Annotated in this window: 27 protein-coding genes; 8 read left to right on the forward strand and 19 right to left on the reverse strand. The window is 70.3% G+C overall.

Annotated elements, in window-relative coordinates:
* Nucleotides 1-110 precede the first annotated feature (110 nt).
* The 9 genes from ACTMTI_RS37770 to ACTMTI_RS37810 all read right to left on the reverse strand — a co-directional run bounded on the left by ACTMTI_RS37770 (nucleotide 111) and on the right by ACTMTI_RS37810 (nucleotide 9,244).
* Nucleotides 111-755, reverse strand: coding sequence for a TetR/AcrR family transcriptional regulator (locus ACTMTI_RS37770; protein ID WP_441125496.1), 645 nt, complete (start codon nucleotides 753-755; stop codon nucleotides 111-113).
* 83 nt (nucleotides 756-838) lie between these two features.
* Nucleotides 839-1,900, reverse strand: coding sequence for a 3-deoxy-7-phosphoheptulonate synthase (locus ACTMTI_RS37775; RefSeq protein ID WP_441125497.1), 1,062 nt, complete (start codon nucleotides 1,898-1,900; stop codon nucleotides 839-841).
* A gap of 323 nt (nucleotides 1,901-2,223) precedes the next feature.
* The gene (locus ACTMTI_RS37780) at nucleotides 2,224-2,688 is read right to left on the reverse strand and encodes a DUF6294 family protein (RefSeq protein WP_441125498.1); all 465 of its coding nucleotides are present in this window, start codon (nucleotides 2,686-2,688) and stop codon (nucleotides 2,224-2,226) included.
* A 174-nt stretch (nucleotides 2,689-2,862) separates the two neighbouring features.
* Entirely contained in the window at nucleotides 2,863-3,885 is a 1,023-nt protein-coding gene (locus tag ACTMTI_RS37785) for an ABC transporter ATP-binding protein (RefSeq protein WP_441125499.1), read from the reverse strand.
* Nucleotides 3,878-4,861, reverse strand: coding sequence for an ABC transporter ATP-binding protein (locus tag ACTMTI_RS37790; protein WP_441125501.1), 984 nt, complete (start codon nucleotides 4,859-4,861; stop codon nucleotides 3,878-3,880). The genes ACTMTI_RS37785 and ACTMTI_RS37790 overlap by 8 nt, the downstream gene beginning before the upstream one ends.
* A complete protein-coding gene (locus ACTMTI_RS37795) occupies nucleotides 4,858-5,775 on the reverse strand; it encodes an ABC transporter permease (RefSeq protein ID WP_441125502.1) in 918 nt (305 codons plus the stop codon). The genes ACTMTI_RS37790 and ACTMTI_RS37795 overlap by 4 nt, the downstream gene beginning before the upstream one ends.
* Nucleotides 5,772-6,698, reverse strand: coding sequence for an ABC transporter permease (locus ACTMTI_RS37800; protein WP_441125503.1), 927 nt, complete (start codon nucleotides 6,696-6,698; stop codon nucleotides 5,772-5,774). Before ACTMTI_RS37800 ends, ACTMTI_RS37795 begins: the two co-directional genes overlap by 4 nt.
* Nucleotides 6,699-6,709: 11 nt before the next feature.
* Nucleotides 6,710-8,266, reverse strand: a complete 1,557-nt coding sequence (locus ACTMTI_RS37805) for an ABC transporter substrate-binding protein (RefSeq protein WP_441125504.1) — start codon at nucleotides 8,264-8,266, stop codon at nucleotides 6,710-6,712.
* Between the two features lie 45 nt (nucleotides 8,267-8,311).
* Entirely contained in the window at nucleotides 8,312-9,244 is a 933-nt protein-coding gene (locus tag ACTMTI_RS37810; RefSeq protein WP_441125505.1) for a 5-dehydro-4-deoxyglucarate dehydratase, read from the reverse strand.
* A 93-nt stretch (nucleotides 9,245-9,337) separates the two neighbouring features.
* Here ACTMTI_RS37810 and ACTMTI_RS37815 point away from each other — a divergent pair, with 93 nt between their 5' ends.
* From ACTMTI_RS37815 to ACTMTI_RS37825, 3 genes are all read left to right on the forward strand, one after another.
* A complete protein-coding gene (locus tag ACTMTI_RS37815) occupies nucleotides 9,338-10,123 on the forward strand; it encodes an IclR family transcriptional regulator (protein WP_441125507.1) in 786 nt (261 codons plus the stop codon).
* Nucleotides 10,124-10,227: 104 nt separating this feature from the next.
* The gene (locus ACTMTI_RS37820) at nucleotides 10,228-11,442 is read left to right on the forward strand and encodes a sensor histidine kinase (RefSeq protein ID WP_441125508.1); all 1,215 of its coding nucleotides are present in this window, start codon (nucleotides 10,228-10,230) and stop codon (nucleotides 11,440-11,442) included.
* Nucleotides 11,439-12,122 (forward strand): response regulator, encoded by a 684-nt coding sequence (locus tag ACTMTI_RS37825; protein WP_441125509.1) that lies wholly within the window; start codon nucleotides 11,439-11,441, stop codon nucleotides 12,120-12,122. The genes ACTMTI_RS37820 and ACTMTI_RS37825 overlap by 4 nt, the downstream gene beginning before the upstream one ends.
* Nucleotides 12,123-12,149: 27 nt before the next feature.
* Here the strand turns inward: ACTMTI_RS37825 and ACTMTI_RS37830 are convergent, their stop codons facing one another.
* Nucleotides 12,150-13,061 (reverse strand): hypothetical protein, encoded by a 912-nt coding sequence (locus tag ACTMTI_RS37830; protein WP_441125510.1) that lies wholly within the window; start codon nucleotides 13,059-13,061, stop codon nucleotides 12,150-12,152.
* Between the two features lie 459 nt (nucleotides 13,062-13,520).
* Between ACTMTI_RS37830 and ACTMTI_RS37835 the strand changes: the two genes are divergently transcribed.
* The 3 genes from ACTMTI_RS37835 to ACTMTI_RS37845 all read left to right on the forward strand — a co-directional run bounded on the left by ACTMTI_RS37835 (nucleotide 13,521) and on the right by ACTMTI_RS37845 (nucleotide 16,296).
* Entirely contained in the window at nucleotides 13,521-14,303 is a 783-nt protein-coding gene (locus tag ACTMTI_RS37835) for a sulfotransferase family protein (RefSeq protein ID WP_441125511.1), read from the forward strand.
* Nucleotides 14,300-15,472, forward strand: coding sequence for a glycosyltransferase family 4 protein (locus ACTMTI_RS37840; RefSeq protein ID WP_441125512.1), 1,173 nt, complete (start codon nucleotides 14,300-14,302; stop codon nucleotides 15,470-15,472). Before ACTMTI_RS37835 ends, ACTMTI_RS37840 begins: the two co-directional genes overlap by 4 nt.
* A 113-nt stretch (nucleotides 15,473-15,585) precedes the next feature.
* Nucleotides 15,586-16,296 carry a crotonase/enoyl-CoA hydratase family protein gene (locus ACTMTI_RS37845; RefSeq protein ID WP_441125513.1) on the forward strand — a complete coding sequence of 237 codons (711 nt, stop codon included), beginning with the start codon at nucleotides 15,586-15,588 and terminating at the stop codon, nucleotides 16,294-16,296.
* Here ACTMTI_RS37845 and pqqE read toward each other — a convergent pair.
* The 5 genes from pqqE to pqqA are packed head-to-tail and all read right to left on the reverse strand — an operon-like array spanning nucleotide 16,282 to nucleotide 19,290.
* Nucleotides 16,282-17,379, reverse strand: coding sequence for a pyrroloquinoline quinone biosynthesis protein PqqE (gene pqqE, locus ACTMTI_RS37850; RefSeq protein ID WP_441125514.1), 1,098 nt, complete (start codon nucleotides 17,377-17,379; stop codon nucleotides 16,282-16,284). The two genes, ACTMTI_RS37845 and pqqE, sit on opposite strands and share 15 nt — an antisense overlap.
* A 20-nt stretch (nucleotides 17,380-17,399) precedes the next feature.
* The gene (gene pqqD, locus ACTMTI_RS37855; RefSeq protein WP_441125515.1) at nucleotides 17,400-17,648 is read right to left on the reverse strand and encodes a pyrroloquinoline quinone biosynthesis peptide chaperone PqqD; all 249 of its coding nucleotides are present in this window, start codon (nucleotides 17,646-17,648) and stop codon (nucleotides 17,400-17,402) included.
* Nucleotides 17,645-18,316, reverse strand: a complete 672-nt coding sequence (gene pqqC / locus ACTMTI_RS37860) for a pyrroloquinoline-quinone synthase PqqC (protein WP_441125516.1) — start codon at nucleotides 18,314-18,316, stop codon at nucleotides 17,645-17,647. The genes pqqD and pqqC overlap by 4 nt, the downstream gene beginning before the upstream one ends.
* Entirely contained in the window at nucleotides 18,313-19,122 is an 810-nt protein-coding gene (pqqB, locus tag ACTMTI_RS37865; protein ID WP_441125518.1) for a pyrroloquinoline quinone biosynthesis protein PqqB, read from the reverse strand. The genes pqqC and pqqB overlap by 4 nt, the downstream gene beginning before the upstream one ends.
* 12 nt (nucleotides 19,123-19,134) lie before the next feature.
* Nucleotides 19,135-19,290, reverse strand: coding sequence for a pyrroloquinoline quinone precursor peptide PqqA (gene pqqA, locus ACTMTI_RS37870; protein ID WP_441125519.1), 156 nt, complete (start codon nucleotides 19,288-19,290; stop codon nucleotides 19,135-19,137).
* Nucleotides 19,291-19,534: 244 nt separating this feature from the next.
* On the opposite strand from pqqA, the gene ACTMTI_RS37875 reads away from it, so the two are divergent.
* Together ACTMTI_RS37875 and ACTMTI_RS37880 are read left to right on the forward strand one after the other, a co-directional pair.
* Entirely contained in the window at nucleotides 19,535-19,894 is a 360-nt protein-coding gene (locus ACTMTI_RS37875; protein ID WP_441125520.1) for an ArsR/SmtB family transcription factor, read from the forward strand.
* Nucleotides 19,894-20,811 (forward strand): cation diffusion facilitator family transporter, encoded by a 918-nt coding sequence (locus ACTMTI_RS37880; RefSeq protein WP_441125521.1) that lies wholly within the window; start codon nucleotides 19,894-19,896, stop codon nucleotides 20,809-20,811. The genes ACTMTI_RS37875 and ACTMTI_RS37880 overlap by 1 nt, the downstream gene beginning before the upstream one ends.
* Nucleotides 20,812-20,913: 102 nt before the next feature.
* Here the strand turns inward: ACTMTI_RS37880 and ACTMTI_RS37885 are convergent, their stop codons facing one another.
* The 4 genes from ACTMTI_RS37885 to ACTMTI_RS37900 form a co-directional block, all read right to left on the reverse strand.
* Entirely contained in the window at nucleotides 20,914-21,819 is a 906-nt protein-coding gene (locus tag ACTMTI_RS37885; RefSeq protein ID WP_441125522.1) for a YhjD/YihY/BrkB family envelope integrity protein, read from the reverse strand.
* Between the two features lie 173 nt (nucleotides 21,820-21,992).
* Nucleotides 21,993-23,144, reverse strand: coding sequence for a substrate-binding domain-containing protein (locus ACTMTI_RS37890; RefSeq protein WP_441125523.1), 1,152 nt, complete (start codon nucleotides 23,142-23,144; stop codon nucleotides 21,993-21,995).
* Nucleotides 23,141-24,166, reverse strand: coding sequence for an ABC transporter permease (locus ACTMTI_RS37895; protein WP_441125524.1), 1,026 nt, complete (start codon nucleotides 24,164-24,166; stop codon nucleotides 23,141-23,143). The genes ACTMTI_RS37890 and ACTMTI_RS37895 overlap by 4 nt, the downstream gene beginning before the upstream one ends.
* Nucleotides 24,153-25,709, reverse strand: coding sequence for a sugar ABC transporter ATP-binding protein (locus ACTMTI_RS37900; protein WP_441125526.1), 1,557 nt, complete (start codon nucleotides 25,707-25,709; stop codon nucleotides 24,153-24,155). Before ACTMTI_RS37900 ends, ACTMTI_RS37895 begins: the two co-directional genes overlap by 14 nt.
* Between the last annotated feature and the right edge of the window lie 17 nt (nucleotides 25,710-25,726).

Raw genomic sequence — 25,726 nt, forward strand, 5'->3', positions numbered from 1 at the left:
CCCAGCAGCCCCCCGGCCGAACTCCCCTGCGCTGAGCATGCCCCTCAGCACACTGAGTCACGCGGGCGTGCGGCTGGACGGCCGGACGGGGATCTGGCCCGCCTCCTCTCTCATCCGTTGGCGGGTGCCAGCCACAGTGCGACGATCGCGTCGATCAGTCCGGTCGCGGCATCGTGCCAGTTGGCGCGCGGGGTGGGGATGCCGTCGGCGAGAGCGCGTTCGCGTTCGGCGCACATGTGGATGATCAGCTGACGTGCCATGTCGTCGCGCTCGGCCCGGACTTCGGCCGGCAGCTCGGGGCGGCATCGGTTGAGCCCGTCGACGATCCGCAGGAGCGTGGGCGAGGTAAGGGTTTCCTCGACCACGATGCCGCGCAGTGCCGGATCGGTCATCACCTGGGCGGTGAACCGGGCGTACCAGGTGGGGTTGCCCATGGCGTCCAGGTGGTCGGTGAGCGGGCGTACCAGGCAGGACACCCAGTCCCGGATCTCGTCCGAATCGCCGGTCTCGGCCAGCATCTCTTCGCTGAGCCGCTCGACCTGCTCGGCGTGTTTACGCATGATCGCGCGAATCAGGTCCGTTTTCGTGCCGAAGTGGTAGCCGACCGCGGCGTTGTTGCCCTGCCCGGCGGCCTCGCTGACCTGCCGGTTGGACACGGCGAACACACCGTGCTCGGCGAACAGCCGCTCGGCCGCCGTCAGAATCTGCGCCCGGGTGGCGCTGACCTGCTCGGCCCGTACGGACCTACCTGCCATGCTGCACCACGACCTCCTCCGAACCGGCGTTCAGTCCCCGGTCGGTCAACCGGGGACGCGTCTCTTAAGTCCCAGCGACCGGCTTACCTTTGGTTCTTCCGCCGGGAACGCACGGCCTCCGCCAGGACGCCGAGCAAGCTTTCCGTCTCGTCCCAGCCGACGCAGGCGTCGGTGATGCTCTGCCCGTAGGTCAGGCTCTCCCGGGGGGCAGGCTCCTGCCGGCCCGGCACGAGGAAGCTCTCCACCATGAGCCCGGCGATCCCGGTGTCACCCTCGGCGATGCGAGCGGCCACCTCCCGGGTCACCGCCGCCTGCCGTACATGGTCCTTGCCGCTGTTGCCGTGGCTGGCATCCACGATCAGCCGCTCCGGGCGCTGCGCCTTGCGCAGCAGGGCGAGGGCGTCGCGGACGGAGTCCGGGTCGTAGTTCGGGCCGCGGCGACCGCCGCGCAGAATTATGTGGCAGTCCGGGTTACCCGTCGTGGTGACCACCGAAGCGCGGCCTTCGTCGTCGATGCCGAAGAAGACCTGCGGGTGGGAGGAGGCGAGCACGCCGTCGATCGCGACCTGTACGTCGCCGTCCGTGGCGTTCTTGAACCCGACCGGCATGGACAGACCCGAGGTCAGCTGGCGGTGGACCTGGCTCTCCGGCGTGCGCGCGCCGATCGCGCCCCAGGTGACGGCGTCGGCGATGTACTGCGGGCTGGTGGGCTCCAAGAACTCGCAGCCGACCGGCAGGCCCGTGCTCAGCACGTCGAGGAGCACGGTACGGGCCATGCGCAGCCCCCGTCGCACGTCATGGCCGCCGTCGATGTCGGGGTCGTTGATCAGCCCTTTCCAGCCGATGGTCGTACGCGGCTTCTCGAAGTAGACGCGCATCACCACACACAAGGCGTCGCCGTGGTCGCGGGTCGCCTCGGCGAGACGGCGGGCGTAGTCGAGCGCCGCCTCCGGGTCGTGAACCGAGCACGGGCCGATGATGAGCAGCAGCCGATCGTCATCACCGGCGAGGACATCGCGTACGGCGCGGCGGCTCGCGGCCACCAGGGCCGCGCGTTCCTCCCCAAGCGGTTGTTCCGTACGCAGCTCGGTTGGTGTCGGCAGGGCTTCGAACGAGGTGATGCGCAGGTCGCTGGTCGTGGTCATGGGCTCGTGTCCTTTGTGTTAGACGGCGGTACGGCCCACGCCCAGTTATCCGGAGCCGCCCGCCAAACGACGAAAAGCAGAGACGGGATCGTCTCTGCTTTGTGGCTCCGGATGATCAATCAGTCAGCGCATGTGACCCTCGGCCCCATCCGGAGCCTGCACATAACGCCAAAATCGACTGACCAACATGAGGCCAGACGCTACCAGGCGCCTGGCACCAACCTCAAATCAAAACGGTGACCGCCCCCGAACCCACGGCCGGACGCCCGCCCCCATCTGGACGGAAGCGGGCGTCCTGCTGCTCGGTGCGGGAGGCCGCCGGCTCAGCAGTGCTTGCTCAGCGATATGCGCTTGATGGAGGAGAACTTGCGGTAGTTGAACTCGCCGGAGGCGGTCCACTCGTATTGATACCGCCGGCTGGGCAGGTTCTTGACGAACTTGGCCCGGTCGGTCGGGTCCTGGATGTCGGCGTTGGCCAGTGCGCCCATCACGGCGCCGTTGGAGTTCATGAGGCGCGCCCACATCAACCAGGCGTCGTTGTTGGCGCCGCTGGTGACCGTGGCGACGAATTCCGCGGTGCCGTCCGGGTACAGCGTCCATTTCGCGCCGGCGAACATCGTGCAGTCGCCGGTCCTCATGTCGTATTTCCAGGTGAAGACCTTGGGCGTCTGTGCCTGGGCGGTGCCCGCGGTGGCGAGAGACAGGCCCATGATCACGGCTGCCGTGGCCGCGGTCACGCTCGCCATCTTGCCGATCTTGCGCGTGGTCCTTTTTTCCGTTGGCTTCATGTGCACAGCGTGCGCGACGCGATGACCGTCCCACATGAGCATGGGGCTACTCAAATACCGCTTTCCCCTGGCACGTGGTCGGTCCTGCTCCTGGTCGTGTTCGTGCCGCCGGCCACCCGGCTGTACAAGCGAGCGGTCGGCCAGTGACCTCGAACACGGCCTCGGAGCATCGCCTCACCTGCCAACGGCCTCCTGGAGCGGGAAGTGGCAGGCGGCCGCGTGCAGGGGCTCGTCACCGGACGGCTCCAGAGGCGGCACCTCCTGGGCGCAGACGTCCTGAGCCTGCCAGCAGCGGGTGCGGAACCGGCACCCCGACGGCGGGTCGAGCGGCGAGGGCACCTCGCCCTTGAGCAGGATCCGTTCGCGCCGCGCTCCCGGGGTGACGTCGAGCACCGGCGCCGCGGACATCAGCGCGGCGGTGTAGGGATGGCGCGGGTGGTCGAACACCTGCTTCGTCGGGCCCGTTTCGACGATCTTGCCGAGGTACATGACCGAGACGCGGTCGGCGACGTGCCGGACGACGGACAGGTCGTGGGAGATGAACACGTACGACACGCCCAGCCTGGCCTGCAGGTCGGTGAGCAGGTTGAGCACCTGCGCCTGGACCGACAGGTCGAGCGCGGAGACGGGCTCGTCGCACACGATGACGTCCGGTTCGAGGGCGAGCGCGCGGGCGATGCCCAGCCGCTGGCGCTGACCGCCGGAGAACTCCTGGGGGTACCGGCGGGCGTCGCTCGCCCGCAGCCCCACCATCTCGAGGAGCTCGGCCACCCGCTTGCCGCGCTCCTTCGCCGGCACCAGGTCACGGTGCGTACGCCACGGCTCGGAGACGATGTCCTCGGCGCACAACCGGGCGTTCAGTGACGCGAACGGGTCCTGGAACACCATCTGGACCCGGCGGCGCCACCTGAGCAGCTCCTTGCCGCGCAGGGCGAACGGGTCCGTGCCCTCGAACCTGACGTGGCCCTGGTCCGGGCGCTCCAGCATGAGCAGCACCCGGGCGAGGGTGGACTTGCCGCAACCGGACTCCCCCACCAGGCCCAGCGTCTCCCCCTGCGCCAGCCGCAGGTCGACTCCGTCCAGCGCGCGCAGGCGACCGCGGCCGGCCACGTGGAAGGTCTTGCTCACCCCTGCCACGTCCAGCAGGGGCACCGCGGCCTCCTGCGTGGCGAGCGTCGGCGTGGCCGGCTCAGTCATCGGTCAGCTCCCTCCAGTGGTGACACGCGGACAGGCGTCCCGGTCCGGACTCGACGAGGACCGGGCGCTGCTCCGCGCACACGTCGCGGGCGATCGGGCAGCGTGCGCGGAAGGCGCAGCCCGAGGGCACCGAGTGCAGATCGGGCGGGCTGCCCGGGATGGACTTGAGGTTGGTGCCGCGCGCCACTTCGGCCGGCACCGAGTCGAGCAGCCCGCGGGTGTACGGGTGGCGGGGCCGGGCGAACACGTCCGACACCCGGCCGGTCTCGACGATGCTGCCCGCGTACATGACGGCCACGTGATCGGCCTGCTCGGCCACGACCGCGAGGTCGTGGGTGATCAGGATCAGCGCCGTCTGCTGCTCGGTGCGCAGCTCCCGCAGCAGCTCCATGATCTGGGCCTGCACGGTGACGTCGAGGGCGGTGGTGGGCTCGTCGGCGAGCAGCACCTTGGGGTGCAGGGCCACCGCCAGCGCGATGAGCAGCCGCTGCCGCATGCCGCCGGAGAACTGGTGGGGATAGGCGCCGACGCGGGCGGCCGGCTCGGGGATGCCGACCCGTTCCATCAGCTCGATGGCCCGCTGCCGCGCCGCGCGGCGCGACAGGCGCTCGTGGATCCGGAACGGCTCGGCGAGCTGGGCGCCGACCGTCTGGACGGGGTTCAGCGCGGTGAGCGCGTCCTGGAACACGATGGACAGGCCAGGACCGGCCAGCCGCCGGCGCTGCGACGGTGACAGGGTGAGGATGTCGGTCCCGTCCAGGCGTACGGCGCCGCCGGCCACGTGCGCCACCGGGTCGAGGAGGCCGACGATGGCCTGCGCCGTCATGCTCTTGCCGCAGCCCGACTCGCCGAGGAGCGCCAGCGTCTCACCGGAGTGGACGGAGAAGCTGACCTCGCGTACGGCGCGCACCGTCCCCGAGGGGGTCCGGATGTCGACCGCCAGCTGATCCACTTCGAGCGCCGGGGACTCGCTCATGACCGCACCTCCTTCTTGCCGCGGCGGGAACGGGGCAGGGTGAGCCGCCACCGCTGGCCGGGGTCCATGGCCAGGCGCGCCCAGGACGCGAGGATGGTCGCCGACACGGTGGTCACCACGATGGCGAGCCCCGGGAAGACGGCGATCCACCAGGCGCTCTGCAGCACCTGCCGCCCTTGCGCGACCATCAGGCCCCAGCTCATGTCCGGGGGCTGGATGCCGATGCCCAGGAAGCTCAGTGACGATTCGGTCAGCATCACGAAACAGAAGTCCAGGGTCGCGACGGTGAACAGGGTGGGCAGCACGGTCGGCGCCACGTGCCGGCCGATGATCGCCCAGCTCTTGGTGCCGAACGTGCGTGCCGCGTCGACGAAAAGGCGGCTCTGCAACTCGGCCGACTCCGCCCGCGCGGCTCGCAGGTAGATCGGGATCCGCGCGATCGCCAGGACCAGGATGATGTTCCCGGCACTGGGGGAGAAGACGTACAGCACGACCACGGCCAGCAGCAGCGAGGGGAAGCTGAGGATGACGTCGGCGATCCGCATGGAGACGTTCTCCCGCCAGCCTCGGTGATAGCCCGCCCACATTCCCCAGATCGACCCGATGACGAGGGAGACCACGACGGCCGGGATCGCGACGGAGAGCGTCGTGCGGCTCGCCACGACGAGCCTGGCCAGCAGGCTGCGCCCGAGCGAGTCGCTGCCGAGCGCGAACGCCCAGCCGTCGTCGAAGCTGAACGGCGGCCGGTTGGCCGCTCGCAGGTTCTGCTTCACGGCCAGATCGCCGAGCAGTATCGGCCCCACGATGGCGGAGAGTGCCACGACCAGCAGGATCACCACCGCCAGGCAGGCGAACCGGTCCCGCAGCAGCAACTGCCACCAGGTGGTTCGCCGGATGGCCTGAGTCGAGGTCATGCCGTCACCCCCTGACGGACCCGGGAGTCCAGGAGCGCGTAACAGGCGTCGATGACGATGTTGAGCGCGAAGATGGTGATCGCCGTCACCAGGACGGCGGCCTGCAGCACCGCGAAGTCGCGCTGCAGGATCGAGGTGATCATCAGCTTGCCGATGCCCGGCCAGCCGAAGATCGTCTCGACGACCACGGCCCCGTTGACCAGCCCGACCGTGAGGTCGCCCGCCACGGTGAGCGCCGGCGGCGCGGCGTTGCGCAGCGCGTGGCCGAAGACCACCCGCAGCTCCCCCGCGCCCTTGCTCCGGGCGACCTTGATGTAAGGGGCGGACAGCGCGGTGACCATCGCCCCGCGCACCACCTGTACGAGCACGCCGAACGGCCGGATCAGCAGGGTGACCACCGGCAGCACCCACGCCGCCGCGCCCTCCGTACCCGAGGTGGGCAGCCAGCCGAGGGCCACGGCGAAGACCAGCACGCCCATGATGGCGAACCAGAAGTCCGGCATGCTCGCCGCGGTGGTCGAGGTGAAGCTGGCGACCCGGTCGGCCAGGGAGTTCGGGCGGTAGGCCGCCCAGCTCCCGACGACGACAGCGCCGAGGATCGCGAGGATCATGGTGGCGCCGGCCAGCTGCAGCGTCGCCGGGAACGCCCGCAACACGGCCGCGGCGGCGGGTTCGGCGGTCCGCAGCGACTCGCCGAAGTCCAGCTGGACGACCTGGGCCAGGTAGTCACCGAATTGGACGAGCAACGGCTGGTCGAACCCGTGCCGGGCGGCGAACTCGGCCCGCATCTCCGGAGTGGCGCTGAGAGGCAGGTAGAGATTCGCCGGGTCGCCGGTGAGCCGCGCCAGGCAGAACACCCCGAGGACCACGACGACCAGCGGGATCGCACTGGAGGTGATGCGACGCCGCAGGAAGGTCAGCACTCCTACTCCTCTCAGCCGGCCGGGTGCATCTCGGCGAGGCGCATCTCGTCGTTCGTGGCGGCGTTGGGCTTGTACGTGACCTTCTTGGACAGAGCGAGGATGCCCGTCATGTGCGCCATGACCGCGTCCCGTACGACGTCCTTGTTCTGGTACTCCAGCGCCTTGGCGAACGCCGCCTGGCGTTCGTCACCCGAGGCCTCCTCGGCGGCGGCGATCAGGTCGTCGAGTTCCTTGGTGCCGAAGCTGCTCTGCGCGCCCTTGCTGCCGTAGATCTGGCCCATCGTGAAGGCCGCGTCACCGGCCTGGTTGCCGTGCTGGGCCTGCAGCAAGGTGGGGCCGACGTTCTTGGGGAACGGGGCCAGCAGGTACTCCAGCCAGGCGTTCACGTCGAGCATTTCGATCTTCACCGACAGCCCCGCCTCGATCAGCGAGTTCTGCACGACCTCCATCGCCTCGGCGGCCTTGGGGTAGATCCCGTTCCGTCCAATGATCTTGATGGGGGTGTCCGTGGGGACGCCGGCCGCCTTGGCTTCCGCGATCAGCTTCTTGGCCTGCGCCATGTCGTACGGCCAGGGCTGGACGGCGGAGCTGTGACCGGTCACGCCTTCAGGGACGAGCTGGCCCGCCGGCTTGCCGAGCCCGGCGAAGACGGAGGCGATGAGCCCGTCCTTGTCGATGGCGTAGTTGATCGCCTGGCGCACGCGGAGGTCGTCGAGCGGCGGCTTGGCGGCGTCGATGCGCAGGTAGGAGGTCTCGTTGTTGGGGAACTCGACGGCGGCGTCGCCGGCGCCGTCCTCAGGGGCGAGGCCGATGGCGACGTCCGCCTCGTCGCTCTTGATCATGGCCGCGCGGATGCTGCCCTCGCCGCGCCAGACGTATTCCGCCGCGGCGAAGTCCGGCGCCTTCCCCCAGTACCCGGTGAACCGTTCCAAGCGCAGGCTGCGGCCGGCGTCCCACTTGGCGATCTTGTACGGGCCGGTGCCGACGGGCTCGCGGACCTTGCCGGTCGTGCTCGTGGTGGTCGGCACGATCTCGACGAAGGACAGCCGCAGCGGCAGGATCGGATCCGGCTTGGCCGACTTCACCTTGAGGGTCGTCTCGTCCACGGCCGTCGCCGTGAGCTCGACGCCGCCGAAGACGTAGCCGTCCACGTTGCAGTCGATCTTGGAGCCGACCGTGCGGTCGATGGAGAAGGCGGCCGCCTTGGCGTCGAACGCGGTGCCGTCGTGGAACTTCACGCCCTTGCGGAGGGTGAAGGTCCACTCGGTCGGCGAGTCCTGCTTCCACTCCGTGGCCAGCGCCGGTTGGAGCTGACCGGTTCCGGGGTCGCGCTCCGTGAGCGCCTCGGTGATGTTGGCCCGGGTGACGCGCCCGGTCGCGGTGAGGGAGGCGTCGCACGGCTCCAGCGTCGGCGGCTCCTCGGGCAGCACGATGCGGACGGTGTTCACGGCCCCGGACGAGGCTTCCGGGCCGCTGTTCGCGACCGAGCAGGCGCCTGCTGACAGCATGGCGGTGAGCGCCAAGAGGGCGGAGGCCGCCTGGCGGCGGCGGGGGGTATTGGTGATCATGGTTCCTCCGAAATCGCCTGGTCCCGGTGCCGGGCAGGCCAGGTGCTATGCGACAGGCGTCACGTTGAGAGCGGCCAGGCCGCGCTCGATGATGCGGGCGAGCTGCTCGCGGTGCTCCGGGGTGACCTCCGCCAGCGGCGCGCGGACGGGGCCGGCGGAGCGGCCGCGGATGTCCAGCCCGGCCTTGACGAGGGAGACGGCGTAGCCGGGGGTCGTCTGGCGCAGCTCCGCGAGTGGGGCGTAGAACTCGCGCAGCAGGAGTTCCTGGGTCGCGTCGTCGTCGTTCTCGAACGCCTGGAAGAACGCGACGGCGACCTCCGGGACGAAGGCCAGCACCGCCGAAGAGTAGGCGCGGGCGCCGAGGCCGGCGTAGGAGCGGGCGAAGACCTCGGCGGTCGGCATGCCGTTCAACAGCGGGAGCCGTCCGCCGGTGGCGGTCCGAATGAGCTGCAGCAGCTCCATGTCGCCGTGCCCGTCCTTCAGCGCGACGATGTTGTCCACCTCGGCGAGCTCGGCCACCGCCTCAGGGGAGAAGATCGCCGTGCCGCGCTGGTAGAGGATCACGTCCAGATCCGTGGCGGCGGCCACCTCACGGTAGTGCGACACGAGCCCGGCCGACGGGCCGACCTGCAGGTACGGCGGGAGCGCCAGCAGCCCGTCGGCTCCTGCCGCCTGCGCGGCCCTGGCGAACTCCGCGGTCGTCCGGGTGCCTCCACCGACGCCGGCGAGCACGGGGACCGCTCCGGCGACGCGCTCGACGGCGGCCCTGACCACCGTCTGGTGCTCGGTTGCCGTCAGCGACGCCATCTCCCCGGTCCCGCAGGCGACGAAGATCGCGCCGGGCTTGGCGGCGAGCACGTCGGTGAGGTGCGCCCTGAAACGGGACAGATCCACGTCCCCCGATTCCGTGAACGGAGTGACGGGGAAGGCGAGGACACCGGACAGGGCGGCGACGACTCGCGAAGCGGTGGGAGACATCAACGGCAACCTCTTGTCTACATATGGAGACTGTATCTATATTTGTAGCCGAGACATTAAGATGGTGTTTCGGTAAACGTCAAGAGGTGGTTGATGACGCAACACGCCCCGGACCTACCCGCGCCGCCCGCCGAGACCGGTGGCGGCGTCCGCAGCGTCAAATCGGCCGAGCGGACCATCGCGGTGCTCGAATACCTGAGCTCCGCCACGCGGGCCTGCTCGCTACGCGAGGTGGCCACCACCTTGGGCCTGCCTCGGGCCAGCGGTTATGCGCTGCTCACGACGCTGGTGAACACGGGCTGGGTCGAGACCGACGGCGCCGGCCGTTACCAGATCGGCATCCGCGCGCTCCGTGCCGGGGCCGCGTACGTCGAGCGGGACGACGTGGTCCAGCGGGCACAGCCGATGATGAACGAACTGAACAACGATCTCGGCGAGACCGTGCACCTGGCCCGTCTCGACGGCGCCGAGGTCGTCTACCTGGCCACCAACATCTCCCGGCATTCCCTCGCCGTCGTCTCCCGGCCCGGCCGGCGCCTGCCGTCCTGGGCGACCGGGCTCGGCAAGGCGATCCTCGCCCACCGGCCCTGGGAGGAGGTGGACGAGCTCCTGCCGGAGACCCTGGAGCCGCGCACCGCCTATACGATCACCGACCGGGCGGCGCTACGCGCCGAGTTCGAGGAGATCCGGCGCCGCGGCCACGCCGTCGACGAGCAGGAGTCGACCATCGGCCTGCGCTGCTTCGCCGTCGCGCTCGACTTCGGGACCACCCCCAACGAGGCGCTCAGCTGCTCCGTCCCCGTCGTCCGCCTCAGCCCCGAGCGTGAGGAGGCGATCGTGGCCGCCTTGCTCCGGGCCCGGGCACGCATCAGCCACTGACCAGCCGCTGGCCGCATACCATGACCGTGGTAGCCGGAGCGGTGGGCCACCTACCGCCACTGGACGACGCGACCTGGGCGGGAGGTCGCATAACGTCTCTATTCATGGCGGTTTCGGATATGTCGCTGTTTTGTGTCGTGCGTCTGGCGGCCCGGCATCGGCAGGCCGTCGACCTGGGCCTCGCCGCGTTCATCGCGGCGGGGTATCTGCTCTCGATCGGCGCGCGCCCTTTTTTCGCCCGTGAGCTGAGCACTCTGGACGTCGTGATGGCGGCCGTCACGTTCGTGCTGATCGCTGTGCGGCGGCGATGGCCGCTGGCGGTGCTCGGTCTGGCGGTGGCGACGTCCATGGCGAGCATGGTGCTCGGTGAGCCGCGGGCGGCGGGGATCCCCGCGGCGGTGATCGGGGCGTACACGCTGGCCACGGTCAGCACCCGGCGGTTCGCGTGGACGGCCGGGGCCTCGGCGGCGGTGCTGCTGTACGGGGCGGGCATGATGTGGCCGGGTCCGGCATTGCCTGGGACCGCCTGGTGGGATCGGGGCAACATCGCCGTCCTGGCCGCGGTGGGGATGGCCGTGGCGGTGGGCGACGCCATCCGCACCCGGCGGGCGTACCTGGCGGAGGTGGAGGAACGGGCGCGCCGGGCCGAGGACTCCCGCGAGGAGGAGGCCCGCCGGCGGGTGATCGAGGAACGGCTCCGCATCGCGCGGGAGTTGCACGACGTCGTGGCGCACAACCTCGCGCTGATCAGCGTGCAGGCGGGGGTGGCCGGCCACCTGATGCAGAGCCGGCCGGAGCAGGCCGCCGCGGCGCTGGAGCACGTCCGGAAGGCCGCCAACACCGCGGTCGCGGAGCTCGGCACCGTCCTCAGCGTGCTGCGCCAAGATGGCGACCCGGAGAAGACCACCGAGCCGGTCCCCGGCCTGACCGCCTTGCCCGCGTTGCTGGACACCGTCGGGGCCGTCGGGCTCCAGGTGCGCTGCCGGCACGTCGGACCGGTGCGGGTGCTGCCCGCGGCGGCCGACCTGGCCGCGTACCGGATCATCCAGGAGTCGCTCACCAACGCCCACAAGCATGGCACCGGCGAGATCGCGGACCTGCGCCTCACCTACACCGACGACGGTCTGACCATCGAGGTGACCAACCCGGCCCACGCAGCGGAGTCCGGCGCCGGGGTCGGCACCGGACATGGGTTGATCGGCATGCGGGAGCGCGCCGCCGCGGTCGGCGGAACGCTACGGGCCGGTCCGCGACCGTCGGACACCTTCGCCGTGCACGCCTTCGTGCCGGCGCCGAGCCGACCTGGAGAACAGCCATGACGATTCGGGTGGTGCTGGCCGACGACCAGGCCCTCATCCGGGCAGGGTTCCGAGCCTTGATCGAGTCGGCGGACGATCTGGAGGTCGTCGGTGAGGCAGGGAACGGACAGGAGGCCGTGGACCTGGTCCGCGGCACCCGTGCCGACGTCGTGCTGATGGACATCCGGATGCCGGGGACGGACGGTCTGGAGGCCACCCGTCAAATCACCGCTGACGACTCCCTCGCCGGGGTACGCGTCCTCATCCTCACCACCTTCGAGATGGACGAGAACGTGCTGCGGGCGCTGCGCGCGGGCGCCAGCGGATTCCTGAACAAGGGCGTGGACCCCGGCGCGCTCCTCGACGCCATCCGGACCGTCGCGGCCGGAGAGGCGTTGCTGTCGCCGGGCGCCACCCGCACCCTCATCACCCGCTTCCTCAACGAGCCCGAACCGCCCGCGGAGCGCTCCGCGCGACCGGCGCTGGAGGTCCTGACCGATCGCGAGCGGGAAGTCCTCGGGCTCGTGGCCGTCGGACTGTCCAACGACGAGATCGCGGCCCGGCTGTACGTTTCTCCGCTGACCGCGAAGACCCACGTCAACCGGGCGATGACCAAACTCGGCGTCCGTGACCGCGCCCAGTTGGTCATCATCGCCTACGAGACCGGACTGGTCCGCCCCGGCGACGCGCTCCCCCGATAGCGCTCGGTGCCGTATGACCGGCCGGTGTCATGCCCAGGGCGCCATCGGGTACCAGGGGATGATCTCCCGGCGGGCGAGGACGCGAACGTCCCAGTAGAGCACCATGAACACGCCGGCCACGATGAACCCGGCGGCGATGATGACCGCGGACCGGCTCGGCTTGGCACTGATCCACCGCTGCACCCGGCCGCCCATCATCAGGCCGAACACGACGAAGAGGATCGTGATGACCGCGATGTTGCCGATGGACTGCAGCATGAAGGCCGCGGCTCCGTACAGGATGTTGCCGCTCTCGGCCGCGTCCCGGAACATCTGCCGGAACAGCGGGAACGGACGGCCGATCAGGAACGCGCCGATGAGCGCGCCCATGAGAATCATCGGGGCGTTCGGGAAGCGGGCCGAGATCCGCGCCAGCGGGTCCTTGACGACGCCTGCGGCGGCCAGCCCCAGATAGATCATGACGAGTCCGATCAGACCATAAATGACCATGGTCTGCACGGTGCGGGCGGACAGCTGACCCGCGACGCTCGGCGCCGTGGAGAACTGGGGCATGCTCGTGCCGACCAGTGCGACGATCACCCCGTACACGCCTGACACCACGAGCATCCCGGCCGACATCCAGCCGAGCGGCTTGAGCATGTGCGCGATCCGGGCGCGAATCGAGTGCGCGCCGCCGACCAGAGGAGCCAGCGCGCCGAACGCCGCGATGTTGCAGGCGGTGAACGTCCCGGCGATCCCGGAGACCAGAGCGAACGCGATGCCCGCCGCGATCCCGGCGATGGGCGTCTCCTTGGCGTCGTGGCCGAGCAGCGTGTTGGCCACGTTGTCACCGATGACGCCGTCGACGAACTCCGCGGACCAGATGACCGTCAGCAGGAACCCGGCCAGCGCGCTGAGCCCGACGACGAGCGCCCGGCGCCTGGGGAAGTGACCGCTCACGAACAGGGACGTGGCCTTGGGCCCGGTGTCGAGTTCGATCGAATTGGCTGCCTTTGGAAGTTTCGCATTCTTCGAGGTATCTACCATTGGAGGTCTCCAGTGCCGGGGGACGTGGCATCGCCCATGATGAAGGCGGACGCTGGCGATGTTTATGCAGCATTGCTCAATTCGCCGCACGCAAAGTGGGCAGGGTCGTCGAACTCAGCGGCTTCATGCTGAACCGTTCTATTGAACGCGACCCGCTCCGGCTTCGGCATCCGCCGCACGGGTGATGTGATCGACCGGTTCATCCGCTTCGGGGCTTACGTTCAAGGCGGACCCCACCAGCGGATTCGGCTCACAGTAAATTCCCAGAAAAGGCCGGTAGTCTCCCGCACCATGATGTGGCAGCGTAAGTTCAACGGCGCGCTGGCAAGGTATGCCGGGATCCGCATCGAAAGCACCAGAAAATCCCGGAAAGTGGCCGAGAGACCGAAAAAGGCCGCCGATGTACCGTTCAGGCCGCCCGCCGATCCCGAGGTCGATCGCCTGCTGTCGGCCCCCGTGTTCGTCATCTCCCCCGTCCGGTCCGGCTCGACGCTGTTGCGGGCGATGCTGAACGCCCACCCGGACCTGCACGCCCCGCACGAGCTGCACGTGCGCCGGCTGGGCGTGGAGTTCGGCACCAACCTGGCGGAGAAGGCGATGGCCGCGCTCGGGCACAACCAGGCCGATCTGGAGCATCTGCTGTGGGACCGGGTGCTGCACCGCGAACTGGTGCGCTCAGGCAAGCGGTTCATCGTGGACAAGACCCCGGCCAACGCCTTCGCCTACGAGCGGATCGCGGCGTGCTGGCCCGACGCCCGGTTCGTGTTCCTGCTGCGCCACCCGGCCTCGATCGCGGCCTCCTGGCACGAGGCCAGCCCGGACAAGCGCACGCCGCAGGAGGCGGCGGCCGACGCGTTGCGCTACATGAAGGCGGTGGAGCGCGCCAAGGCGGCGCTGCCGGGCCTGACCGTGCGCTATGAGGAGCTGACCGCCGAGCCGGAGAAGACCCTGCGCGGCATCTGCGAGTTCCTCGCTCTGGCGTGGGCGCCCGAGATGCTCTCCTACGGCACCCCGGACGTGGTGACCAAGGGGCTCGGCGACTGGAAGGACAAGATCCGCTCGGGCAGCGTGCAGCCGGGCCGTGATCTGCCCCGGCCGGAGGAGGTCCCGGAGGTGCTCCGGGACATGTGCCGGACCTGGGAGTACGTCACATGAAGATCCGGTACATGCTCCTGCACGCCTACGGCATGGGCGGCACCATCCGCACGGTGGTCAACCAGGCCAACGCGATGGCCGAGGCGGGTCACGAGGTCGAGATCGTCAGCGTGGTACGGCGGCGCAAAGAGCCGCAGTTCGCCATCGACCCGCGGGTGCGCCTGTCGGCGCTGGTGGACCAGCGGACCGGCGTCGCGGCCGACTCACTGGTCCGCAAGGTGTGGCGCCGGGCCCGCGGCAAGATCGTGCCGTACGGGGAGTTCGCCGCCGACTACTTCACCGAACGGGTGGAGGCGGCGGTCATCGACTACGTGTCCGCGCTGGACGACGGCATCCTCGTCACCACCCGCCCGGCACTGAACCTGATCTCGGCCCGCCGCGCGGGCAAGGGCGTGATCCGGGTGGCGCAGGAGCACATGAACGTGGCCGCCTACCACCCGGCGGTGCGCGAGCAGATCGCCCGCCACTACGGCCGCTTCGACGCGATCGCGGTGCTGACCGAGACCAGCCGGGCCGAATACCACGCCCTGCTGGACCGTACGCCGATCGTGCGCATCCCCAACGCCGTGCACATGGACGATCGCAAGCACTCCGACCAGAGCAACCCGATCGTGATCGCGGCGGGCCGGCTGGTGCCGCAGAAGGGCTATGACCTGCTCATCCCGGCCTTCGCCGCGGTCGCGGAGGCGTTCCCGGACTGGCGGCTGCGGATCTTCGGCACCGGCCCGTCCAAGGACCGCCTGCAGGAGCGGATCGACGAGCACGGCATGGGCGAGCGCATCCGGCTCATGGGCCGCAGCGACCACATCCACGAGGAGCTGGCCAAGGCGTCGATCTACGCGCTCAGCTCCCGGATCGAGGGGCTGCCGATGGCGATGATCGAGGCGATGGGCCACGCCCTGCCGATCGTCGCCTTCGACTGCCCCACCGGGCCCGCCGATGTGCTGACGCCCGGCAAGAACGGGCTGCTGGTGCCGCCGCGCGACGTCGAGGCGCTGGGCGAGGCGCTCGGCCGGCTGATGGGCGACCCGGAGCTGCGCCGCCGCATGGGCGCGGCCGCGGCCGAGACGGCCCACGATTTCACGCCCGCCGTGGTGATGCCTCTGTGGGAGGAGCTCTTCGCCGCCTTGGCCGGCGGCGCGCCGATCAGCGGCGATTTTCCGCGCTGATCAGGCGCTCTCGTGCGTCACTCCCCCGCGACCAGCCGCCCGCGCAAACGGGCTGGCCTCCAAGACCACCCGAACATTATTCTAGGTGCCGCCGCTACCACGGAAGGGGCCGCATGGGGACCCTCGTCACCTATCAGCTCAAGGACTCCGTCGCCACGATCACCATGGACGACGGCAAGGTCAACGTGATCTCGCTCCAGATGATCACTGAACTGAACGCCGCCCTCGACCGCGCCGCCGCCGACTCGGCCGTCGTGCTGCTCCGCGGCCGGGAGGGGACCTTCTCGGCCGGGTTCGACCTGGGAACGCTCAGTGCGGGCGGCGACGAGGCCATCGAGATGGTGCGGGGCGGGTTCGAGCTGTCCGCGCGGCTGCTGTCGTTCCCGACCCCGGTGGTCGTGGCCTGCACCGGGCACGCGGTGGCGATGGGAACGTTCCTGCTGGTGGCGGGCGACTACCGGGTGGGGGCGGCCGGGCCGTACCGGCTGGCCGCCAACGAGGTGGCGATCGGCATCACGATGCCGTACGCGGCGGTGGAGATCCTCCGGCATCGGCTCACGCCCGCCCACTTCACCCGCGCCGTGATACTGGCCGAGACCTTCGCGCCCGGCGATGCGGTCACGGCCGGGTTCCTGGACCGGGTGGTCGAGCCGGCGCGAGTGCACGACGTCGCCATGGAGACCGCCGAGACGCTGGCCAAGCTTGACCTGCGGGCGCACGCGGCAACCAAGCTACGCGCCCGGCGGCACCTGCTGGAGGCCCTGCGCGCCGGGATCGCCGACGAGTTCGGAACGCCGGCGAGCCTGACCTCAGGGAATCTGTGATGGTTCGCCGCCGCGACCCGCACGGGTGCCGGCCGAAGGCGCCGGCCGCCTGAACGTCCAGGTGCCGCCCGCCGACAGCTCCGCGATGAGACGGTGATCGGGTGAGAGCCCGCAGGCGGGGTCGGTGCGGCTCGCGTCGCCGGTCAGCGCGTACGCCTGGCAGCGGCAGCCGCCGAAGTCGAGCTCCTTGCGCGGGCAGCTCGCGCACGGCTCGCGCATCCAGCCGGTGCCCCGGTAGGCGTTGAAGGCGGGCGAGTGCTCCCAGATCCAGCCGAGCCGGTGATCGCGCGCGTTGGGCAGCTCCAGGGGCAGGTCGTACGCCGCCGGGCAGGGCAGCACGCGGCCGTCGGGCGCGATGGTGATCGAGATCGCGCCCCAGCCGCCCATGCAGGGCTTGGGCACGCCGTCGAAGTAGTCAGGGATCACCCAGATCAGCTCGACATTCGTGGCTTCCCGATATTTCCGCACCATGGCCTCGGCTCGGGCGAGCTGATCCCTGGTCGGCAGCAACGCGGACCTGTTGAGCAGCCCCCATCCGTAGAACTGGGTGTTGGCCAGCTCGATGCGCTCCACGCCCCACGCCAGCCCGAGCTCGATGATCTCGCCGACGGCGTCGAGGTTGGCCCGGTGCAGCACCACGTTGAGCCCGAGCGGCAGCCCGCTCGCGGCCACCACCGCGGCGGCCCGCTCCTTCCTCTCGAACGACGCGATCCCGGCGATCCGGTCCGACTCCCCCGCGGTGGCCGACTGGACCGACAACTGGACGCTGCGCAACCCCGCCGCCGCGAGCTCGTTCATCCTGCGCTCGGTCAGCCCGACACCGCTGGTGACCAGCTGCGTGTAGACGCCTGCGCGGTCGGCCGCCGCCACGATCTCCGCCAGATCGGGTCTCAGCAGGGGCTCGCCACCGGACAGATGCGTGTGCACGATGCCGAGTGCCGCCGCCTCCTCGAGTATCCGCCGCCACTCGTCGGTGCTCAGCTCGCTCGACCTGGCCGCCAGCTCGGTCGGGTTGGAGCAGTACGGGCAGCGCAGCGGGCAGGCGTGCGTGAGCTCGGCCAGCATGGCCCAGGGGGCGCTCACCGCCCCTGTTCCTGCGCCATTCACCGGAGCCATCCTTCCGCTCGGACCCGCTCGAGGAACTCCACCACGTCGGACCCGACGCCCTCGGGCAGCTCGGCGACGATGTCCGCCACGGTCCGCGCGCCGTCGCACAGGGCGACGATGGCCGCCGCCTCCTCGTTCAGCACGACGATCCGCTCGGGCACGATCAGCAGGTCCGCCTGCCGTACGGGGTCGTGGCGGAGCATGACCGATCGGGACAGCGCCGGGCGCCAGGTCGGCCCACTCATCGGTACGCCCCGTCCACCGCGTCGAGCAGGGCCCACAGCAGGTCGCACTTGTAGGTGAGCGCGGCGATGGCCTGTTCCTGGTCGGCCCGGGTTCCGGCCCAGTCGAGCACCAGGGCCAGGGCCTCGCCGCTGTCCTGGCGACCCTGGGAGACGCGTACCTGGAAATATCGCAGTCCCTCCGGGTCTATCCATGGGTAGTGCCGTTCGAAGGCCGCGATCCTCGTACGCATGAGGTCCGGCGCGAACAGCTCGGTCAGCGACGCCGCGACGGCTTCCAGCGCGGAGCCGTTGCGGCACAGGTTCACGTAGCCATCGACGGCCAGCCGCACGCCGGGCAGCACGCCCTCGCCCGACAGCAGCAGCGACCGCTCCAGGCCGGCCGCCTCGCCCAAGCGCAGCCACCGGTCGATGCCGCCCTCGCCGGGCGCGGCGCCGTCGTGGTCCTGGATCCTCCTCAACCACATCCTGCGCAGCTCTGGCGTGGTCAGCTTGGCGAGGATGAGCGCGTCCTTGATCGGAATGTGCCGCTGGTAGTGGAAGCGGTTGAGTATCCAGCCCCGCAGCTCGTCACGGGTCAGCTCGCCCGCGTGCATGCGCTGGTTGAAGGGGTGCAGGTGGTGATAGCGCTTCTCCGGTACGGCGCGCAGCTCGGCCTCGAAGCCGTTCACAGGTCGATCACCATCCCGTCGGCGGCCACCTCGATCCCCAGCTCGGCGAGCGCCTTGTGCTGCTCGGCCGCCGGGTCCACGAGGGGGTTGGTGTTGTTGAGGTGGGTGTACAGACGGCGGCCGGGCAGCCGGGAGAGCCGTTCCATGGTCGCCTCGATCGGCAGGTGGCCCATCTGGGTGGCGGTCTTGGTGGAGATACCGGTGCGGCGCGGCTCCTCGTCGTCCCAGAACGTGCCGTCGACGATCACGCACGCGGCTTGTTCGAATGCCTCGTCCAGTGCGTCCGGCCACACCCCCATGGCTGGCGCGTACACCAGCGGCCCGAGGCGCAACGCGGACACCCAGCCCGTGGCCTCGGGGGAATCGGCGGCGTACCGGGGCCGCTTCCCCGACACCGGGATCGTGTCGGCGTCGGCCCAGGTCAGCTGGAGGTAGGGACCCAGAAGGTCGGCGAAGGGGCGGAGCGCGTGCCGTACGACCGGGGTGGAACGCACCTCCAGCGCGTCGGCCTCCCTGAGCCTGAGCAGGCCGATCGTGTGGTCGAGCTCGGCGTCGGTGAGAATCACGCCCTTGAGCGGCGACTCGCGAGGGCCAGGGCCTGGCCGCAGCCACGCGCACGACTCGATCTGGTCGGCGATGTCGGGGGTGGCGTTGACGACGTAACCGCCGTCGTCGAGCTGGACGGCCAAGCTGGCATGACGTCGGCGGCGGCCCGGATGGGCGCGCGCCCCGGAGCAGCCGGGGCACGCGCAGTTCCACTGGGGCACGCCGCCACCGGCCGCGGTGCCGAGCACCTGCAGTCGCATGGCGACGCCCGGTTACCTGGAGGCCAGGAAGTACGCGGTCATCTCCATCGATGCCTCGACGACCTGGTAGTCGGGCTTGTGCCAGGTCGTTTCCTCGCCACGGCCCCTGACCTTCTTCTCGTGGGTCCTGGGGGGTTGCTTCTTGCCCTGATCGTTCGGCTGGGACATGCGTACCTGCCTTCCCTAGGGTGTTACAACCGATCTGACCTTGCGGAGAGGTCGGCGTCAATGCCTTAGATCGGAGCTATATCGCCGATATTCTTAACTTTTCGGCCTTTGGGACTAACCGCCGGCTTCTTCATCCGACGTCTCCCCGCGGTCTTGACACGCCACCCGGGCATCTCACTATCTTGCTCATATGAATAGCTCTTCAGATGACCGTGTGTTGGCGCTGGACAGTTGCGCTGCCCGGGTGGTCGACGCCGATCGGGTCGCCGCCGTGCACGAGCGGATGCCATCCGCCCAGGATCTGACGGACACGGCCGACGTCTTCGGCCTGCTCTCCGATCCGAACCGGCTGCGGCTGCTGGTCGCCCTGCTGGACGGTGAGCTGTGCGTGTGCGACCTGGCGGCGGTGACCGGCCAGAGCGAATCGGCCGTCTCCCATGCCCTGCGGCTGCTGCGCGCGCATCGCATCGTCGCCGCGCGCCGCTCCGGCCGGATGGCCTACTACCGGTTGGAAGACCCGCACGTACGGATGCTGCTCGACCTGGCGCTGGCCCACACCGAGCACACCGAGGCCCTGCACCCAGAACGCGACGGGAACGGCTGATGGGCGCCGGTCACGGACATGGGCACGGCCACGGGCACGGGCACGCGGGCAGCCGCCACCGCTGGCGGCTGGCGGTCTCGTTCGCCCTGATCGGCGTGTACTTCGTGGTCGAGCTCGTCTACGGCCTGCTGTCGGGCTCCCTCGCGCTGCTGTCGGACGCCGGGCACATGGCCGCGGACGTGGTCACTCTGGGCGCGGCGCTGGTCGCCACCCGGATCGCCACCCGTCCCGACACCACCGGCCGCCGCAGCTATGGTTCGTACCGGGCCGAGGTGTTCGCGTCCCTGCTGGCCGTGGTGCTCATGCTCGGCGTCTCGGTCTATGTGGTGGCCGAGGCCATCGGCCGCATCGGCGGCCCCGCCGAGGTCTCTTCGGGACCGATGCTCGTCGTCGGCGCCATCGGCCTGGTCGTCAACCTGGTCGCCCTGCTCCTGCTGCGCTCCGGCGCCAGCGAGAGCCTCAACGTCAAGGGGGCCTACCTCGAGGTCGTGGCCGACACCGCGGGGTCGGTGGGCGTCATCGTGGCCGGTTGGCTCGTCGCCTCGACCGGGCAAACGTTCTGGGACACGCTCATCGCCCTGGGCATCGGGGCGTTCGTCGCCGTACGCGCGGTCTCGCTCGGCCGCCAGGTCTTCGCCGTGCTGGGCCAGCACGTCCCGGAAGGCATCGACGCCGTCGCCGTCGCGAGCGACCTGGCCGCCATCGATGGCGTACGGGACGTCCACGACCTGCACCTGTGGACCCTGACCTCCGGCATGAACGTCGCCACCGCCCACCTCGTCACCGGCGACCAGAGCAACAACCACGCCGTCCTGGACCGGGCCCGCGACCTGCTCCGCCAGCGCCACGGCGTCGCCCATGCCACCCTCCAGGTCGAACCCGCCGACCACAACGGGTGCGACGAACTGGGCTGGTGATCGCCGGCCTGTCCACCTCGCTCGGCGCCCACCCCGTCAAGGCACCGGTGCGCGCCCGTCGCGGGCACGACGTCGCGGGCGGGGTGGCAGCCCGTCGGCGGCCTATCGGGAGCCCGGCCGGGCGGCCAGGTCGGTGACCTGTCCGGTTGTGCTCGTAGCGGCCAGGGCCGTGGCGAACAGGATGAGCTGGTTGAGGATTTTGAGGAACAGGAGCATGCCGGCGGCGCCCGCGACGACTTGGTAGGCGGGGTTGGCCGCGGTCAGGTTGACGTAGGCCTGGCCGAGGGTTTTGAGGATCTCCAGGCCGAAGGCGATGACGAGGGCCGGCCCGAGCACGCGGCGCAGTGGCAGCCGTAACCGGGGCGGCGCGGCGAGCAACGCCATGGCCAGCAACGTATTGACGCCGAAGCCGAGCACGACGACCGCGGCGGTGAGCACCCATTGGGCAGGGAGGGCGTCCACGCCCACGGTGAGCACGAGGAGCCAGGTCAGCAGCCGCTCCGCGGCGAAGGCGACGGCGAGCGACAGACCCAGCAGCAGTCCGAGGCCGACCACCACGCCGAGATCGATGAGCTGGCGCATGAAGAAGTTGCCCGGATACTCCTCCAGCCGCCAGATCGCTCTGCTGGCCGAGCGCAGCGTGTCCATCCAGAACAAGCCCGTCAGCGGCAACGCGACGAAGGCCACCAGGCCGGCGGTTCCCCGGGCGTCCCGCAACGCCTGGACGTCCAGGCGCGGGAAGTTCTCGCTCAGGTAGTGCTGCACCGTGGCGAGCACGGTCGGGTCGTCGAGAACGCGGCCCAGGATGGCGAAGGCCAGCAGTCCCAAGGCGAACGTGGCGAAGAAGGCGTAATAGGTGAGCGCGGCCGACAGTCTGCCGCCATCGGCCTGGTCATAGCGTGTCACGGCGCGTACCAGGTGGTCCATCCAGCCGTGCCGGCTGCGGGTCCGCCGCCAGCCGGCCGCCAATCCCTTGGCGGATCGCCGGAATGGCCCAGTGACGTTCATGTGGGTGCGCCTGCCTCTCCGCGGTGTTCACGCGAATGCTGATGGGACGATGCCATCGTGGCGGCCCTCCGCAGTGGCGTCACACGTAGACGTTGACCGTATCGTCTCGCGGCGATACGACCGCCATGCGCCATATCGCCGCCGCCCACCCCGAACGCACGGCCGCTACCCTGCTAGCCGCGCCAAATACGTCGGTAGGCCTCGCGGTAGCCGCGCGGTTCCCATGATGTGGTGTCGTGCACGTTTTCCGCCGTGGTCAGGTGCACCGGCGTCACATAGCCGCTCGGCGGCCGGCCGGCGAACGCGCGGTTGAGTTCGTCGATGATCTGGCTGCCCTGAGCGTTCAACGGCTCTGGGACGGTCGCCTGCTGGAACTGCCGGTCCCGGATTCGCTGGAACGCCGATGGATCACCGTCCCCGGCGCCGATGGAGTAGGGAGGCCCCTCCCCTTTTCTGCCGGCGGCGCGCATTGCCGGAGCGGCGTCGGCGAAATAGACGTCGTTGATGGCGACGGAGTACGTCCATCGGTCTTGGAAGCGTGACAGCAGGGCGGAGACCGCCTGCGGGGTGCGGCTGCCTGTGTCGGGAAGCGGGATGTTCTCGTACGAAAGAAGCTCGACGCCGGCGCAGCTCAACAGGGCCTTCTTGATCAGCCGGGACTTGTTCTCCGCGAAGGGGATCGAGGAGTCTGTGAAGATCACGACGCCGGCGTCGCCGTTCGACCTGGCGATGATCCAGTACGCGCTGATCCGCGCGACGTCCTCCACCCGGCTCGTGACATTGGTGAAGAGCTTGGGATTCGTGCTGGGGCCCGGCGACGTGGTCGCGTGCCAGCCGACGAGCGGGATGCCCGCGTCGTTGGCCTGCTCGATCTGCTGAGCCACGGAGGCCGGGTCGAAGCCGCCGATGACGATCCCGGACGGCCGGAGGGCGATCGCCTGGCCCACGGCCCCTTGTATGCCGGCGGGCGTGCCTTGGCCGTCGATCACGCGGACGCGCCATCCTATGGACTGCGCGGCCTCCCGCACCCCTTTGGCGGTGCCGGCCACGCCGGGGTTCGTCATGGTCGAAGCGACGAAGACGACGCTCTTGCCGGGAACGGCGCGTGGCCCGCTCGTGGGACCGTCCCAAGGGGTGTTCACCGCTTCGGCCCGCGCGACCGCCCGCTTGGCCGTGTTCGCCACGTCGGGGCACAGGCTCGTCGCCCCGTCCCGGCCTGGAGCGCGGTCCGGCGCCGGTCCGGGTGCGCCGCGCGAGCAGCCGCCGGCGACCACGGCGGCCAGCACCAGCGCCGTCACGCCACGCGAGAGGCGGGTGAGGTTCATGCCCGGTTCCCTGCCGAGGAGGTGGTGGCAGCGCCGGCGCGCGTCCGGCGCCGGGCGGAGTAGCCGGCCAGCCCGACCGCGATGAGCAGGGTGACACCGTTGAACAGGGGTGCCACCCAGAAATCCGCCCCGAGCTGGCTGATGCCGGACAGCCCGATGGCGAGGACGGCGATGGCGACGAGGGTGCCCCAGGGGTTGGCCCGCCCCGGCTTGATCGTGGTGGAGCCGAGCAGGGCGGCGACGAACGCCGGTAGCAGGTGCTCCAGCCCGACGCTCGGGTTGCCGATGTGCTGCTGGGCGGCGAGCAGGATTCCCGCGAAGCCGGTCACCAGGCCGGAGACCGCGAAGGCGAGGATGACGTACCGGCGGACGGGGATCCCGACGAGTTCCGCCGCCCGCGGGTTCGACCCGATGACGTAGAGATAGCGGCCCAGCGCAAGGCGCTCGAGCGCGACCCACAGCACGGCGGCCAGGACGAGCACGTAGAACGCGGGTATCGGCAGGTTGAGGAACGTCGAGTCGTACAGGTCGGTGAGGCCCGCGGGCAGACCTTGCGGGCCGGGGAAGATCCGGGCGCCGTGGGTCACCCAGCCCGTGACGGCGTACATGACGCTGCCGGTGCCGAGAGTGGCGATGAACGAGTCGATGCGCGCGTACTCCACGAGAAAACCGTTGATCATGCCGACCGCGATCCCGCCGGCGAGCACGGCCAGGCAGGCCTGGGGCCACGGCCATCCCAGGTTGACGATGAGGAGCAGCGTCATGACGTGGCCGAGGCCGAGGCCGTAGCCGATGGACAGGTCGAAGTTCCCCGTGACGATGGGGATCATCGCGCCCTGCGCCAGGATCGCGGTGATCGAATAGGCGGAAATGATCGCCGTCAGGTTGGCCATCGTGGGAAACGTGTCCGGCAGGGCGAGCGCGAACACGACGAACAGGACGAGGGCCAGCGCCGGCAGCCCGTAGCCGCCGATGAGATGGCCTGCGGAGAGCCGCCGCCGCACGAGCTCACTGATCAGCAACGGTCCGCCCGGCAGGTGGTGGCGTGGCCGTGGCCGCGTGGGTGAGGGCGGCGACGGTGAGGGCGTCACCGCTCAGCTCGGCGATCACCGCTCCGCGAGCGAACACCAGCGCGCGGTCACACATGTTCACGACTTCCTCGAAGTCGGCCGAGACGAGGAGGGCGGCCAGCCCGGTCGCCAGCGCCTCGCCGAGCAGCCGGTAGATCTCGACCTTGGCGCCGACGTCGACGCCGGCCGTGGGCTCCTCGAGGATCAGGAGACGGCTGCGGGCCCCGAGCCAGCGCCCGATCAGCACCTTCTGCTGGTTTCCGCCCGACAGAGCGGCGAAAGGCGCTTCTGTGTCGGCGGGGTGAACCTGCAGGCGCGTGATGACCGTCGCCGTTTCCGCGCGCTCCCGAAGCGGTCCCGTCAGGCTCAGCGGCGATCGGCCGCGGGTCGCGGGGTTCGCCAGGAGGTTCTCCCGCACGGTCAGCTCCCCGGCCGCGGCTTCTTCCTGCCGGTTGCCGGTCACGAGACCGACGCCCGCGCCGACGGCGGCCGCGACCGAGGACGGCCGGTACGGCCGGCCGTCGAGGAGCACCCGGCCCGACAGGACGGGGCTCGCGCCGGCCAGCGCCCGGCCGAGATCCACGTGCCCGGCGCCCGCGAGTCCGACGAGGCCGAGCATCTCGCCGGAGCGGAGGGCGAACCCGACCGGGCCCGTCTGGCCGGTACGCACGCCGGCCAGGCACAGGATGACCTCTCCTGGTCTGCGGAGCCGGTGCCGGTGGACCTTGGGCTCCCGGCCGACGATGTCGCGCACGAGACCGGCCGGCCGGCGACCGGCGAGCGGCCCCCGGCTGACGAGGCGCCCGTCGCGAAGAACGGCCACGCTGTCGGCGACCCGGTAGACCTCGTCGAGGCGGTGAGTGACGTACAGGATCGCGTGGCCCCGGTCACGGAGCGTACGCAGGAGGTCGAAAAGGACGACGCAGTCGGCAGCGGGCAGGGCGGCGGTCGGCTCGTCGAAAACGAGGATTTTCGCTTCTGTGGCCAGCGCGCGGGCGATGGCGACGAGCGAGCGCTCCGCCCGCGTCAGCCGCGCGATCGGCGCGTCCGGGTCGAGGCGGCAGGCGACCCTCTGGAGGGCATCCGTGCAGCGGTGACGCACCGCGCGCCAGGAGATGAGGCCGCCGCGCCGGGCGTATCCCATGCCGAGGGCGATGTTCTCCGCGATGGTCATCCACTCCACGAGGCCGAGGTCCTGATGGATGAACGCCATGTCGGCGGAGGCGGCCCGGCTTCCCAGTGGGTGGCCGGCCACGACGACCTCTCCTCCGTCGGCATGATGGATTCCGGCCAAGATCTTGATCAGCGTCGATTTACCGGCACCGTTCGCGCCGAGCAGGGCGAGGATGTGGCCGCGGTGGAGGTCGAGGTCCACTCCCCGTAGCGCGTGGATGCCGCCGAAGTCCTTACGGAGCCCACGGATCCGGACAAGCGGATCGGGGCCGGTCGCTGATCCCGGCCTGGCCGGGCGGTGACTCCAGATGTCGTCGTGCACAACTGCCTCCGCGGGAA

This window comes from Nonomuraea sp. H19 (genome assembly GCF_052068215.1).
Classification (GTDB): Bacteria; Actinomycetota; Actinomycetes; order Streptosporangiales; family Streptosporangiaceae; genus Nonomuraea.

Coding starts and splice junctions, on each gene's coding strand:
- ACTMTI_RS37820 (WP_441125508.1), top strand. CDS start 10,228: ATGGCGGTTTCGGATATGTCGCTGTTTTGTGTCGTGCGTCTGGCGGCC.
- ACTMTI_RS37810 (WP_441125505.1), bottom strand. CDS start 9,244: ATGTCTCCCACCGCTTCGCGAGTCGTCGCCGCCCTGTCCGGTGTCCTC.
- ACTMTI_RS37795 (WP_441125502.1), bottom strand. CDS start 5,775: ATGACCTCGACTCAGGCCATCCGGCGAACCACCTGGTGGCAGTTGCTG.
- ACTMTI_RS37805 (WP_441125504.1), bottom strand. CDS start 8,266: ATGATCACCAATACCCCCCGCCGCCGCCAGGCGGCCTCCGCCCTCTTG.
- pqqA (WP_441125519.1), bottom strand. CDS start 19,290: ATGTCCCAGCCGAACGATCAGGGCAAGAAGCAACCCCCCAGGACCCAC.
- ACTMTI_RS37770 (WP_441125496.1), bottom strand. CDS start 755: ATGGCAGGTAGGTCCGTACGGGCCGAGCAGGTCAGCGCCACCCGGGCG.
- ACTMTI_RS37845 (WP_441125513.1), top strand. CDS start 15,586: ATGGGGACCCTCGTCACCTATCAGCTCAAGGACTCCGTCGCCACGATC.
- ACTMTI_RS37790 (WP_441125501.1), bottom strand. CDS start 4,861: ATGAGCGAGTCCCCGGCGCTCGAAGTGGATCAGCTGGCGGTCGACATC.
- ACTMTI_RS37885 (WP_441125522.1), bottom strand. CDS start 21,819: ATGAACGTCACTGGGCCATTCCGGCGATCCGCCAAGGGATTGGCGGCC.
- ACTMTI_RS37775 (WP_441125497.1), bottom strand. CDS start 1,900: ATGACCACGACCAGCGACCTGCGCATCACCTCGTTCGAAGCCCTGCCG.
- ACTMTI_RS37840 (WP_441125512.1), top strand. CDS start 14,300: ATGAAGATCCGGTACATGCTCCTGCACGCCTACGGCATGGGCGGCACC.
- pqqB (WP_441125518.1), bottom strand. CDS start 19,122: ATGCGACTGCAGGTGCTCGGCACCGCGGCCGGTGGCGGCGTGCCCCAG.
- ACTMTI_RS37815 (WP_441125507.1), top strand. CDS start 9,338: ATGACGCAACACGCCCCGGACCTACCCGCGCCGCCCGCCGAGACCGGT.
- ACTMTI_RS37780 (WP_441125498.1), bottom strand. CDS start 2,688: ATGAAGCCAACGGAAAAAAGGACCACGCGCAAGATCGGCAAGATGGCG.
- ACTMTI_RS37785 (WP_441125499.1), bottom strand. CDS start 3,885: ATGACTGAGCCGGCCACGCCGACGCTCGCCACGCAGGAGGCCGCGGTG.
- pqqD (WP_441125515.1), bottom strand. CDS start 17,648: ATGAGTGGGCCGACCTGGCGCCCGGCGCTGTCCCGATCGGTCATGCTC.
- ACTMTI_RS37825 (WP_441125509.1), top strand. CDS start 11,439: ATGACGATTCGGGTGGTGCTGGCCGACGACCAGGCCCTCATCCGGGCA.
- ACTMTI_RS37890 (WP_441125523.1), bottom strand. CDS start 23,144: ATGAACCTCACCCGCCTCTCGCGTGGCGTGACGGCGCTGGTGCTGGCC.
- ACTMTI_RS37880 (WP_441125521.1), top strand. CDS start 19,894: ATGGGCGCCGGTCACGGACATGGGCACGGCCACGGGCACGGGCACGCG.